Annotated in this window: 14 protein-coding genes; 8 read left to right on the top strand and 6 right to left on the bottom strand. The window is 41.0% G+C overall.

Features of this window, described 5'->3' with window-relative positions; translation table 11 throughout:
- Positions 1–2 precede the first annotated feature (2 nt).
- The 7 genes from CSV61_RS05570 (at position 3) to CSV61_RS05540 (ending at position 7052) form a co-directional block, all read left to right on the top strand.
- Positions 3–704 (top strand): SDR family NAD(P)-dependent oxidoreductase, encoded by a 702-nt coding sequence (locus CSV61_RS05570; protein ID WP_199173592.1) that lies wholly within the window; start codon positions 3–5, stop codon positions 702–704.
- Entirely contained in the window at positions 688–1164 is a 477-nt protein-coding gene (locus CSV61_RS05565) for a PPC domain-containing DNA-binding protein (RefSeq protein WP_099638377.1), read from the top strand. The genes CSV61_RS05570 and CSV61_RS05565 overlap by 17 nt, the downstream gene beginning before the upstream one ends.
- Before the next feature lie 2 nt (positions 1165–1166).
- Positions 1167–2648 carry a class I adenylate-forming enzyme family protein gene (locus tag CSV61_RS05560; RefSeq protein ID WP_099638376.1) on the top strand — a complete coding sequence of 494 codons (1482 nt, stop codon included), beginning with the start codon at positions 1167–1169 and terminating at the stop codon, positions 2646–2648.
- Entirely contained in the window at positions 2645–3778 is a 1134-nt protein-coding gene (locus CSV61_RS05555; RefSeq protein ID WP_099638375.1) for a thiolase C-terminal domain-containing protein, read from the top strand. Before CSV61_RS05560 ends, CSV61_RS05555 begins: the two co-directional genes overlap by 4 nt.
- 4 nt (positions 3779–3782) lie before the next feature.
- Positions 3783–4088 carry a Zn-ribbon domain-containing OB-fold protein gene (locus CSV61_RS05550; RefSeq protein WP_099638374.1) on the top strand — a complete coding sequence of 102 codons (306 nt, stop codon included), beginning with the start codon at positions 3783–3785 and terminating at the stop codon, positions 4086–4088.
- A gap of 202 nt (positions 4089–4290) precedes the next feature.
- Positions 4291–5244 (top strand): bile acid:sodium symporter family protein, encoded by a 954-nt coding sequence (locus tag CSV61_RS05545; RefSeq protein WP_099638373.1) that lies wholly within the window; start codon positions 4291–4293, stop codon positions 5242–5244.
- Between the two features lie 269 nt (positions 5245–5513).
- Positions 5514–7052 (top strand): serine hydrolase domain-containing protein, encoded by a 1539-nt coding sequence (locus CSV61_RS05540; RefSeq protein WP_099638372.1) that lies wholly within the window; start codon positions 5514–5516, stop codon positions 7050–7052.
- Positions 7053–7729: 677 nt separating this feature from the next.
- On the opposite strand, the gene guaC is transcribed toward CSV61_RS05540, so the two are convergent.
- The 6 genes from guaC to CSV61_RS05505 all read right to left on the bottom strand — a co-directional run bounded on the left by guaC (position 7730) and on the right by CSV61_RS05505 (position 12520).
- The gene (guaC, locus tag CSV61_RS05530) at positions 7730–8713 is read right to left on the bottom strand and encodes a GMP reductase (RefSeq protein WP_083034339.1); all 984 of its coding nucleotides are present in this window, start codon (positions 8711–8713) and stop codon (positions 7730–7732) included.
- 95 nt (positions 8714–8808) lie between these two features.
- Positions 8809–9573, bottom strand: a complete 765-nt coding sequence (locus CSV61_RS05525; RefSeq protein WP_099638370.1) for an ABC transporter permease — start codon at positions 9571–9573, stop codon at positions 8809–8811.
- Positions 9570–10466, bottom strand: a complete 897-nt coding sequence (locus CSV61_RS05520) for an ABC transporter ATP-binding protein (protein ID WP_099638369.1) — start codon at positions 10464–10466, stop codon at positions 9570–9572. The genes CSV61_RS05525 and CSV61_RS05520 overlap by 4 nt, the downstream gene beginning before the upstream one ends.
- Positions 10450–10677, bottom strand: coding sequence for a PLDc N-terminal domain-containing protein (locus CSV61_RS05515; protein ID WP_099638368.1), 228 nt, complete (start codon positions 10675–10677; stop codon positions 10450–10452). The genes CSV61_RS05520 and CSV61_RS05515 overlap by 17 nt, the downstream gene beginning before the upstream one ends.
- On the bottom strand, positions 10674–11774 hold the full coding sequence (locus CSV61_RS05510; protein ID WP_099638367.1) for a helix-turn-helix domain-containing protein: 1101 nt from the start codon (positions 11772–11774) through the stop codon (positions 10674–10676). The genes CSV61_RS05515 and CSV61_RS05510 overlap by 4 nt, the downstream gene beginning before the upstream one ends.
- Before the next feature lie 149 nt (positions 11775–11923).
- A complete protein-coding gene (locus tag CSV61_RS05505; RefSeq protein ID WP_099638366.1) occupies positions 11924–12520 on the bottom strand; it encodes an N-acetyltransferase in 597 nt (198 codons plus the stop codon).
- A gap of 608 nt (positions 12521–13128) precedes the next feature.
- Between CSV61_RS05505 and CSV61_RS16700 the strand changes: the two genes are divergently transcribed.
- Complete coding sequence (locus CSV61_RS16700) at positions 13129–13287, top strand: hypothetical protein (RefSeq protein WP_158233781.1); 159 nt, start codon at positions 13129–13131, stop codon at positions 13285–13287.
- Positions 13288–13319: the final 32 nt, after the last annotated feature.

Here is a 13319-nt window from a genome sequence, read left to right as displayed (position 1 = left end):
TTATGAAACTGAAAGGACAGACGGCGATCGTTACAGGGGCTGCCAATGGTATTGGTGCCCAGACGGCCCTCCTTCTTTCACAACAAGGAGCCAATGTCGTGCTGATAGATTCAACGAGCTGTGCAGGGACGTTGCAAGCCATTCAATCATTCAGAGGCAAAGGGGTTTATTTAGAATGCCTGGGTGAAATTCGTGATAAGGAATTTGTGAACGCAGCTATCGCTAGAGCGTCGGATATGTTTGGGGAATTACATATTTTGGTAAACAATATGTGTATATGTAGTACTCACAATGAAACTCCGTCATCTATTGATCAATGGGAGCTCGAAGCAGATGTGAATGTGCAAGCAACTTCTCTATTTATTCAAGGAGTATCACCGTATATGGTGGAGCAGAAATATGGTCGTATCATCAACATTAGTTCGGTTTCTAGTTGCGGCAAAGAACGAACGTTTACCGCTTCTAAAGATGCGGTGAGTAAATTGACAAAGCAGACCGCGAAGGCACTTCATGAATATGGAGTGACATGTAATTCAGTTGCACCCGTAGCTATGGCAAACTTAGACGAAGTGACAATCCATCAAACAGGCACAGCGGCTAGTATCGCAGAAGCTGTTCTGTACTTTGCCTCATCTAGATCTAGCTATACGACAGGACAAATACTGAAAGTGGATGGAGGGTTTTGTATTGAATCACTCAATTGAAGCGGTATACGACGAGAAAACGAATCGAATCATCGGTCGTTTGAAGAAAGATACCGATCTATTTGAAGGGATTCTCGCAGTGTGTAGGCAATATCATGTGGAAGTGGCCCAATTTCAATGTATAGGCTCTCTGGCGTATGCGACCATTGTCCAACCACAGCAAAACCCAGATAAAAGCTTACAATATTCCGAGCGGCTTGTTACAAACACTCCGGTCGAATTGCTTTCAGGTTCAGGATTTGTCGGACACGATGAACAAGGGCAGTTGGATATCCACTTCCATGGTCTATATGTAGACTGTGATAAACAAATGAATGGCGGGCACTTCCTTAGAGGAGAAAATCCTGTAGCGATTACAGTGGAATTCATTATATTACCGGTTTCCAACACACATGTTCATAGAAAGCCAGATGAATATTCAGGTATCCCCTTATTTCATTTTACCAAAAGGAGTGAGTAACGTTGGAGACAATCGGTAAACTAGCAATGAAATCAGCTGCAGCGTATCCAAATAAAATTGCGGTGAAAGATGAAAGACGCTCCATTACATTTCATGAACTGATACAACGAGCACTTGCGCTGACAGCGTATTTTGAGAAAGTCGGACTTCAAAAAGGCGACCGCTTCGCCGTTCTATCGTCTAACCGCCTCGAACATATTGAGCTTGATGTAGCGGCAGCAATTTCAGGTATCATCAAAGTACCGTTAAATTATCGACTTCATCCGAAAGAGCATGAATATATGCTGAACGATGCAGATGTTCAGTTGATCATTGGGGAATTAGAATTAATCGATCCGATCAATACGGCAATTCAATCGCTAATGATCGGTGAGCAGTATGAACATATGATTGAACAAAATATGGGTGCTACATGTACAACGGAAATTGAGGAAGAAGATATATTCGCGATTATGTATACATCCGGTACGACGGGAAATCCGAAAGGCGTGATGCTGAGTCATCGCAACATCATTTCAGGTGCTTTATCACTATCGCTTGCTTGTGAGACCGATTATGACGATGTGATAGGACATGTCGCACCATTGACACACGGTAGTAACTTTCTGTCGCATGTAGCGTGGCTGTATGGATTAACACAAGTTGTATTCAATAAGTTTGAGCCCGAAGAATTCGTTCATAATTTAACGCAAGAAAAAGTCAGCGTCATTTTCCTAGTACCTACTATGGTTAACTTAATGATTCAGCATCCCAAATTTGATCCAAAGAATTTGTCTACAATCAAGACGATTAATATGGCCGGTTCTTCAATTGCTGCAAGTAAGCTCGAGCAAGCGCTTGCTCTGACAGGGCCGATATTTGCGCAGACATTTGGTCAAGTGGAGGCGCCGATGTGTATTACGATGATGCCAAAACGCGAACTTGGCGATCATCTAGAATCCTGTGGGCGTGTGGGGCCTTTTGTCGATGTGAAGATTGTCGATACACAAGGAGCCGAACTACCACCAGGCGAAGTGGGCGAAATTGTTTGTAAAGGCTCTCTTGTTATGAAAGGTTATTGGAATAATGAGCAGGCGACAAATGAAACACTACGTGATGGCTGGTTACAAACAGGTGATCTCGGTTGGAAAAGTAAAACGGGCTATGTGCATATCGTGGACCGCAAAAAAGACGTTATCATTTCAGGGGGCGTCAATATTTATCCGAGGGAAGTGGAAGAAGTCCTCAATAAGCATGGGGGAGTAAAAGAGACATGTGTCATCGGTGTACCTGACGAGAAGTGGGGCGAAAACGTCATTGCGTATGTCGTTCCGAATGGGATTAAGCCCGTCATGAAAGATGAATTACTTCAATTATGTCTAGACCATATGGCGAGCTTCAAAAAACCGAAAGAGATTTTTATCGTGGATGAACTACCGAAAAGCTCATACGGTAAAATCTTAAAACGAGAATTACGCAATCAGCATGTGGAGGTGCAATCTTGACAAATGTCTATATTGAAGGAATTGGCATGACGAAGTTCGGGAAATTTGTCGACAAGTCCATGAAGCAGTTGTTAGTTGAAGCATCGATAGAAGCACTTGAAGATGCGGGAAATCCGAAAGTTGAAGCGGTGTTTGTCGGAAACTTTATGGGTGGCTCGATCGGTAATCAAGAAATTCTTGGCGCCTTAGTGGCCAATGAACTCGGACTCGGCTATATCCCGACGGCGAAAGTAGAAGGCGCCTGTGCATCAGGAGGAATCGCACTACGTCAAGGGATCATGGGGATTCTAAGTGGCGAATACGACACCGTCTTAATAGCGGGAGTAGAGAAAATGAAACATGCTTCGACTGCTGACGTTACACAGGCGATCAATGCTGCAATGGATAATGACTCCAATGAAAAGCAGGCAGGCCTGACGTTCCCTGGCTTTTTCGGTGTACTCGCGAATCGTTACTTCTATGAAACGGACGCTACGAAAGAGCATCTGGCAATGATTGCGTTGAAGAACCGTGAAAATGCTTTACATAATCCTTTGGCACAATTCCAGAAGCCAACGACGATAGCTGAGATTATGGAGGCACGTATTATTACTTCGCCACTCGGCTTATTTGATTGCTCTCCGACAACGGATGGGGCGGCAGCATTGGTCATTACACGTAAAAAAGGTGCTATTCATATCCGTTCGTCTGCACAAAGTTCAGGGCCTACACAAATGCAAGACGCGGACGATGTACTTTCATTGCCCGCGGTACGAGAATCAGGCCGCTTGGCATATGAGAGAGCTGGCGTCGGTCCGGAAGATATCGACGTCGTGGAAATTCATGACTGCTTCTCGATGACGGAAATGCTTGCGATTGAAGAATTAGGCTTTTTTAATAAACGAGAAGGCTGGCTAGCGGTGGAGCAAGGTCGAACGAAAGCGACAGGCGATAAACCAGTAAACACGAGCGGAGGATTATTATCACGCGGTCACCCAATCGGTGCAACCGGTGTCGCACAACTATATCAGCTCGTCCAACAACTGCGCGGCATAGCTCCGAATCAAGTAGAACATGCCCGACTTGCTTTGGCGCAAAACTTGGGTGGAACAGGTTCATACTCCACTGTTCATATTCTAGAAAGGTTGTGAAGAGATGAAAGTCTATCAATGCGATCAGTGTGAATATGCCAGTGTTTCGAATAAATACCGTTGTCCAAGTTGCGGAACAGGCAAGCTGCAAGAACAAGACGTTTCTTCGAGAGGCACAGTCTATAGTTACACAGATATTCATATCGCACCTGCTGAATTTGCTCATCTTACTCCTTACACAGTGGCACTCATTCAGTTGGATGAATCCAAAGCGAAGGTGACGGCAAGAACGAATGGAAATGTCGAGATTGGCGACGTGGCAGAATTAGATCATATAGAAGATGAAGCGTATATCTATCGGAAATGCTGAGTGAGAAGCGATGTTTTATCGTGAGCGCTCAAAGATTTGTGGAAAGCGCTCATAGTTGCGTCGCGAGTGCTCTATCGAATGCTTTAACCGCTCAAACATGTCCGAAGACTGATCACAGTACTTTGATTAGCGCTCATAGCGACGGACTACCCGCTCATAATCAAAATACACAGACGGACTTCCTCGCAAGGAGGAGAAAAACATGAAAACTATACAAACCCTATCCAAAATCATTTCAAAGTATTTACCACTTTGGATCGTACTCTTATCCATCATCGCCTATATCATTCCGGATGCGTTCATTTCAATCCGGCAATTGACTGGCTTTGGATTAGGGACGATCTTCTTTCTGATGGGCTTATCGCTTTCGTCGGAGAAACTATTCGAGGTCATTAAAAATCCGAAATACGCTTTACTAGGCGTCTTGCTGAAATGGACGATCATGGTTGGGGTATCAATAGGGATCGCCTATTTATTTTTTGGCAATCAAGCAGAAATCGCAACCGGTATTATTTTGGCGGGTACGGTACCAAGCGGAACATCGGCCAACATATACACATTCATTGCAGGAGGAGAAGTGGCGCTCAGTATTACGATGGCGACACTCGATACATTTATTTCACCTGTGTTGACACCCGTTTTATTACAGACATTAGCGGGGCGCTTTATTCCTATTGAGTTTTGGCCTTTATTTCTAAATATTATTTATATCGTGTTCTTCCCTTTGATTGGCGGTTTGCTGATCCAGTGGAAGTTTCAGCGGCAAGTGGAGAAGTTCAAACCATATACCGGAGTCTTGTCTCAGCTCGCTCTATTTCTAGTCATCCTATCGGTCATCTCCAATGCCCAGCAAGCACTGTCTGAGAACTTGTCCGTGCTACCGCTTGTATTTGTAGCCGTCACATTACAAGTCAGCATACCAATGGGTGCTGGCTACTTCATCTCCAGGTGGCTAGGCGTGCCTGAGCGCAACGCCCGCGCAATTTTATTCCATACAGGTATTTGCAACACTGCTCTCGCCGCAACACTTGCGATGGAACACTTCGGATCACTCGCAGCCGTACCAGCCGTTGCCAATATGGTAATGAACTTAACGATAGGGGCCTTAATGGCGAGTTTATTCGAAAACAAATTCCGACTTGCTGCGGAAGAATAACGGCTAATAATATAGTATTCAAGATACATTTTATGAAGCGTACTACTATTGGAAATATATTAGTGACAAGACGGAAGAATATTTGGAGTATTTTATTAGGCAACTGACGTGTTAGTTGAATTTGCACAATGGGGAATAAGAGAAGATTAGATCGACAGGCACCTCGACCCACTCTTGATATGGAGTAGCGGTTCGAGGTGCCTGTTCTTATGTACCTGATATATTTTGTAGAGAGTAAACATATTACAGATAGTATGGGAGGAGAATAGATGAAAGGTGTAATGCTAAAAATACTATTATTGTTAACTGCAGTAACAATACTAATGATTCCTATAGTGGGAAATGGAGTAATAAAGGCGCGAGAAATAAATGATGTAACAGAGTCGGAAGAAAAGCAAATAGAAAAAGTCGTAATGGAAAAAATGAAGAAGGGGAAGATCCCGGGACTATCCATAACGATAGTGAAAGATGATAAAACGGTTTATCAAAAAGGGTTTGGATTTTCAAATCTAAAGGAAGAAAGACCAGTTACTTCCCAGTCTTTATTTGAATTAGCCTCTACTAGTAAAGCATTTACTGCATTAGCCATTTTAAATCTAGTAGAAAGTGGGCAAATAGAACTTAACGATAATGTAACGACACATATCCCCTGGCTAAAAGTATTGTATAAAGGAAAAGAAATGCCAATCACGATTGAGCAAACATTACATCAAACAACTGGAATCCCCGCCTCTACTATAAATATGATTCCCATTTCTAATGAAGATCGTGCACTGGAAGAAACAGTGAGAACCTTAAATGGAATAGAGTTAGATAGTGAACCAGGTAAGATGTTTCAATATGCAACAATAAATTACGATATCCTAGGATTCATTATTGAACAGGTAACAGGTGGGACATATGAATACTATATGGAGGAAGCCATTTTAAAACCAATGGAATTAAACAATACGTACCTATTCGGAAATGAAGAAATAAACAATCAAATGACTACTGGATATAAGATAGGGTTTTTAAAACCACAACGATATGAAGCGCCGATATATAGGGGAAACAAACCAGCAGGATATATTATATCGAGTGGGGAGGATATGGCAAAGTGGCTTAAAATTCAAATGGGTACGATGAATGAAATGGATTTAGATAAAGGAATTATTAAAAAGTCTCATATAGCAGATCGTGCTGTTGATATGGTAGGTAATGAAGTTTTCTATGCTGGCGGCTGGTTCCTTGAACCAAATGAACAGGTCACTCATGATGGAATGAATCCGAACTATTCAACCTATGTAACATTCAATAACAAAGAAAAAATTGGAGTGGCTGTCTTAGGTAATTTAAGTTCAAATCAAGTACAAAATATAGGGGTAGAAATTAAAGAAATACTACAAGGGAATATTGTTAGCAGTGACAAAGAAGACTCAAACCAATACCTAGACCAGTTGGCACTTAGTACCATACTTGTACTAAGCATCTTAATCCTAGTTGCTTTATTCTTGATCATAAAAGTTTTACTAAAGGTGTACAGAAAACAGTTACACGTTAAACATGATGGGAAAAAGAGCATTATTAAACTGACTTTGTCTTTATTATGTGTGTTGGGTTTCAGTTTATTTATCTATTTAGTACCAAGTATTTTGCTACATGGTTACTCATGGGAAGCAGTGTTCATTTGGAGCCCTCAAAGTGTTCAAGTGGCATTGTATACGATCTATAGTGCTAGTTGGCTCATCTATATATTAATTATACTGAAAGTCTATTTTAAAAAAGTTAAAACTAGTCCACGTGATAACAAAGCAGATGCAACATAAAACGTGCATGATTATAAAAGAGATATGTTATTTTAAATTCAGTTATCAGGTGAATGACGAAACGAAATTTGCAGTACTCACTTAGTTGATCGTAGCTGAAGCGAGAGGCTCTGGAATGTTCACCACACGTTCAAAAGCTACGCGTCCAGCTAGCAACACAGATCAACGGGTTCAAAATACGGTATAAGTAATGGGCACGTTTCTGGTGAAAGAGGGTTTTCACTTATGCAATCCATGAAACAGGTTGTTAAGTAAAAAGTTATCAGGAAGGAGCAAAGACAATGGATGTATGGTTTGTGATTAAAGAGCGTTATATGCTTCTTTCCGTTATTCTAATCATACTATTAGTCAACTTGTTCTTATTTCTAGCCATTTGGAAAAACCGTTCTGACATACCCAAAAGCCAAACCCTAATCATAACGATAATTTGCACAGTCATACTGGTCTTATCACTATTCGCATTGGTATTTGCCGTATCATTTGGTTATAATTCTTGAAATATTACGCCATAAGGTGTGGTGATAAAAGAGGAATTGCTCTTAGAATAGCTTATAGTAGCAAGACATGAATTTTGCCACTTAGATACATGCACAGACCTCAAAGAACTCTATGTTGATTCACGAAAGAATTACAATAAAAAACCGCTTAGAGAACAGTCTCTAACCGGTTGAACTTCATTAAAATACTTTATCACCATTGAAGATCGAGTTCTTTACAATAACGTAATCGACATTGCGAATTGAACTGAGACTCTTGCCGCCTGAATAAGAAATAGCAGACTGAAGATCTTGTTCCATTTCAATCAAAGTGTCTTTTAATGGACCTTTGTACTCCACGAACATTTTCTTACCTTCTACATTCTTCTTTTCTCCTTTTTGGAACTCAGAAGCCGAACCGAAGTATTCTTTGTACAATTGACCATCTTGTTCCACAGTCTGTCCAGGAGATTCTTCATGGCCGGCGAATAATGACCCGACCATGACCATACTGGCGCCAAAGCGTACAGACTTTGCGATGTCGCCATGTGTACGGATTCCACCGTCCGCAATGATTGGTTTGGAAGCAGCTTTCGCACATAAGCGAACAGCTGCAAGTTGCCAGCCACCTGTTCCGAATCCTGTTTTAATTTTCGTGATACACACTTTACCTGGTCCGATCCCAACTTTTGTAGCGTCAGCACCAGCGTTTTCAAGCTCACGGACAGCTTCAGGTGTGCCTACATTCCCCGCAATGACAAAGCTCATCGGTAAATGCTTTTTAATGTGTTGAATCATGCGGATCACTTGATTGGAATGACCGTGCGCAATATCAATCGTGATGAATTCAGGAACATGTGCGTCCATCGCGAGTTGCTCAACGAATCCATACTCTTCTTCTTTTACGCCAACACTTATTGAAGCAATCAAACCACGTGCATGCATATCTTTAATGAAGTCTACACGCGTTTCAGGTTTGAAACGGTGCATAATATAGAAATAGCCTTCTTCTGCTAACTGAATTGCAATCTTTTCATCAATAATCGTCTGCATATTGGCAGGAACGACAGGTAAACGGAATGTATGACCACCTAACATAACGGATGTGTCACATTCTGAGCGGCTTTCTACTACACATTTTGCTGGAACTAGCTGAATATCTTCATAGTCAAATACGGTTTCCATTACAATCACCTCTATAAACGAATGTTTTCATATAAAGTCATCGGATTGTTCGTCCTTTTGTAATTTACATGATTTTTCATTCATTGTCAACGCTTTCAAAGTAGTTTTCTTTTGAAATGAGACATAGTCAGCAATACGACTAAAATTGCAGAAAACAAAGTGATAGTGTAAGGAATCCATACATCTGAAGGTGTTAGTTCACCGGTTACTAGTTGTGTCGTAGACGTCAGTAATTCAAGAGGATTCCAGTTGGCGGCCTGAGGAAATATAGCTACAATAAATAACGCAATTACGACTAATAATGTACTCAGTGTCCCACCGTAGGACGTGGCGAATAAGGTATTACCCCATAGTGTAACCGCAAGTAAAAGTATGCCGAACACATACAGGCAACTAGCAGCAAATAGTAAGTGTTGCAGTTGACTTTGATCCCAATAATAAGCAGTGTAAGCATAGGTGATGGTGAATGACAGCGTGATGGCTAATGTCCAATAGCAAAGAGCCATAAAGAATTTTGCTGTAATGACGGTGCTACGGCGTAATCCTTTCGTTAGCAAAATTACAAGCGTGCCTTTTTCCAGTTCTTTCGACATCATCGTACTAAATAGTAGAATAAACACGATCAATCCCATCTGTGGAATGTTTTTATAGAACTGTAGCCAAGAATCGAGTGCGGTAGGTTCGGGTAGGTTGACGAATGCACCTTCAGGCATGAATTGCTCGAATAACACGGGAGTGATCTTTGCTGTAAAGGGATTTAATATCCCGAGAATTGAGAAAATGACTAGGACAAGCAATAACTTATACGTCTTCACACTCTCCAACCATTCCTTCTTTAAAAATCCAAGCCACTGATTCATCCAAGCACCTCCAAGACGAGTTGCTCAAGCAAACGGGTTTGGGGTTGCATCGATTGTATAAGGATTTTCTGGGTAGTGAGTTCTTGCATGAACGCCAATCGAGTACTTTCATCCGGTAAATTTACAATGAATTGTTCGCTGTCGATCTTCATTTCGAATGGAGTATGTCGCAATCGTTCGTGTACTTCTGCTACAGGGATCGTAAATGTGAAAATGAATAGTCCCGTAACTTGCTGTTTGACATTTGCTAGTTCATCTTGAAATATAATAGTCCCGTCATGTAACATCGCCACATGATCACAGATTTGTTCAGCGTCAGAAACGATATGTGTGGAGAAGAAAACCGTTGTTTCCTCTTTTGCCTTGTGTAAAATGGAAAGGATTTGTGCACGTCCAGCCGGATCTAAAGCAGAAGTAGGCTCATCACAAATCAACAATTTAGGACGATTTAGAAGTGCTTGCGCGATTCCAAGTCGCTGTTTCATTCCTCGAGAATACGTACTAATTAAGGAGCGAGTGCCAGCTAATCCGACCAATTCCAATAGTTCATGGATGCGTCCTTGTCGTTCTGTTTTCGTCATATTCGTAATGACTGCACATAACTCCAAATACTGCATTGCATTATAGAAAGGATAAAATTCTGGAACGTCGGGCAAGTATCCGACATATTGATTGGACTTTGTCTCGCCAAACTTTACGCGTTCACCTGCTATTGTAATGGATCCTGCATTAAGTGGTAATAACCCTAGCATACATTTCATCAGTGTCGTTTTGCCCGAACCGTTAGCACCTACAAATCCATAAACGGTGTGCTCAGGAATGGTGAGATGTATATCTTTCAGTATTTCATGATCTCCGAAACGCTTCGTGACACCATTAATTTGCACGACCATTATAATCACCTCTTCCAAAAACGAAATAGATTAACGGCCCGATAAATTGTATTAACAACACGATCAATAACCACATCACTTGGTTGCCGAAGCGGTAGCGGGGATGGCGAATGACATGTATCGCTGAAAAGATCGCCAACCCCAGTTGTAAAATAATAAGCGGAATTAAAAATGGTAGGTACTCTATAAATAAAGCCATGTCGTTATTCATGAACGTCCCTCCAGTCCAAAGCGTAGCCGTTGCCGTAACTCTTGCATTTCACTGTCATGTTTAAAGTTCTCAAAGAATGGCGCATCCATTGACTCCAGGATGGATTGCTTAATAATTTCAGTATTGCGTGGCGCATTTGTGCCTAAATCTAATTGTTTTAACCAACTTTCCAGCAAGTCGAAGTATTCATCACCGCGTAATGAAAAAGGAAATAGATGATGAACACATACATCCACATACTTCTCTAAGTATGTATATAGTAACGACCGGTTAGATGAAAGGGCTGCACATTGCGCTACGCTAAAATAAAATTGTAAGCACACATTTGGATGAAGTGTTTGCATCGAATAGAGCCCGATTAATCCTTCTATTCGGTGGATCGTTTCGTCAAATGCTTGTTGATTAGAAGTAGCAAGTCGTAAATAGAGCGGGCTACTGCCGACAAGTTGAATAACATTTTGATACATCATGACTTGGATGACGCGCATCGCTTCCTCTTGATCACCAAGTTGTTCATGTGCAGTGGCCAGCAAAATCTCGTCTCCAATACTAGGCTTAATCACTCCGTCCAATAACTCCAATGTGGTTTCGGGATTTGATTGCATGAGCGAAACCGTAGCCTGCAACGAGTTTGCTTGACGCAAGACCCATACATCTTCACTTACATTTCGAATGCGCTCCAACCAGCCATTAGTTTTCTGTAATACAGAGGGGCTGTCACTACTCAACATATGATGATTGAGCAGTAATATACTCATCTGCAGTAGGAATGCCGGATCGTGATAGTACAATTTAACTTGCTCTTCTACGTCAATAAAAACCGATTCAAACGTTTCTTTACCAAAACGGGATGCGAATTCGTAATAGTGGTGTTGGATGGCTTCTTTAGAAAGCTGTCGTTCATAACCAAGCAACTCATCAACAGTCAATTCAAAATACGAAGCGATTTTCGGCAACAGTGTGATATCGGGATAGCTTAATCCTTTTTCCCATTTCGACACCGAAGCTTTCGATACTTGGCAATAAGATGCTAGTGTATCTTGGGTAATTTGAAGTCGTTTTCGTTGTTGTAGAATCACCATGCCTATTTGCAACATATCCTCCCACCTTTCTCTTTTATCTAGTGTAAGGTTAAATACTTGTTGATTCAATCAACCGTTAGGTGATTATTTAAAAGGGGAGTCAACTAATAAGATCGTATGTATCAGTACACAAAAAAGCCGGTCTATAAAAGACCGGCTTCTCATCACACGCTCACTGTTGTGAAAGGTTCTAAAATATTCTTTTTTGGTTTCGCTTGATACTGCAGAACTTTGTCAGTGGAATCGTATGAATCTCCATAGAAATCTTGGTCTTTGTAGGTGTGAATTTCTTCGTAGGTTGTTTTCATCGCGTTGAATACATCTTGTTCATCCGCTTGTGATGACTGCGGGGGTGCCCAATATAGAATTTCGAGGATAGTTTGTTCGCCAGTAGCTAGTGAACGACGGTTATAGCCGATTTTCTGTGCGTGCGTGAAGTTTTCACGTGCATAGAACTTCAGTCGTTTCTCAGTATCTGGTTCGGATTCGTCTACTGGTTCAACTTCCAGTAAGATCGGTTTATTCTTGGTCTTCAACGAATCCAGCAGTTTTTTTCCTAACCCTTCGCCACGTGCAGCTGAAGATACGAAAAGATAGTCTACGAAAACGAAGTCCTCCGTCTCCACGTACATTAATACGTGCTTTGGCCCTTCTTCCTTATAGTAGACATTGCCTTTGTCATTCAGTAATGTCTCCATATGTTCTTGCGACTTCATCTCTTCGACTGGAAAATACTCTTTCAATTTGTTGTACCAATGCATGTGTTAAATTCTCCTCCATAGGTAATGAATGTACCTGGAGCTTTTTGTTTGGGGATCAAACAATGTGAGGAAAAAAGAGGTCAGAAAAAAATCCTCATATTTAGTATACTCTTTTTCAGTAAAAAAGAAACCTTTTTAATGAAATAAATTTAACTTTTTTATTATAATATAGCAAAACCAATGCCCGGTAACTGCGTGGCATTGGTTTTATAAGTGCTTTACCTACGGTATTTCGTTGTTGTTTAAGCTCCTTTTTTCTTCTTTTCATTCATCACGGTTTTGACGACAGGATATAACACCATTCCCCATTTTACTAATTTTTTTATAACTCTTATCATATATGCTTCTTCCTTTCTAATTTGAAGTTGTTATAAATAACTTCCCCTTTTCCCTTGTTCATTAAACTTTTATTCAAGCGTTTTAGGAATGGCAGTAGGGTGTTCGGTTTCTGTCAATAGTTGTTTATTCCGTATGACCATACGGTTTGGCTTATGATTATTTGTGAAATAGACTCGCGAACGGAAATATGTAAAATTAAACTACCCGCCATAATAATGAATACCGCTTTTCATGCATGTATCTTTAGTATGAGAAGACCTTAAAATAGTATGCATGATTATGATGTTGCGAAACTTGGCAAGTTTTCATTTGCAATCAAGATCAGTGAATGGACAGGTAGATGGGATGAGAAGATGAAAAGAGAAATTGAAGAAGCGGCTAAGACGGAATTAAAATATGATGAAGCAGAAAAAATGTACTTGATCTGACTGCAGAGGTAGAAGATATGCGGATAGAACCA

The sequence above is a fragment of the Sporosarcina sp. P3 genome (assembly GCF_002743415.1).
GTDB lineage: Bacteria > Bacillota > Bacilli > Bacillales_A > Planococcaceae > Sporosarcina > Sporosarcina ureae_A.
Note: the sequence above shows the minus strand (reverse complement) of the source record. Positions and strands in the feature narration are given on the sequence as shown.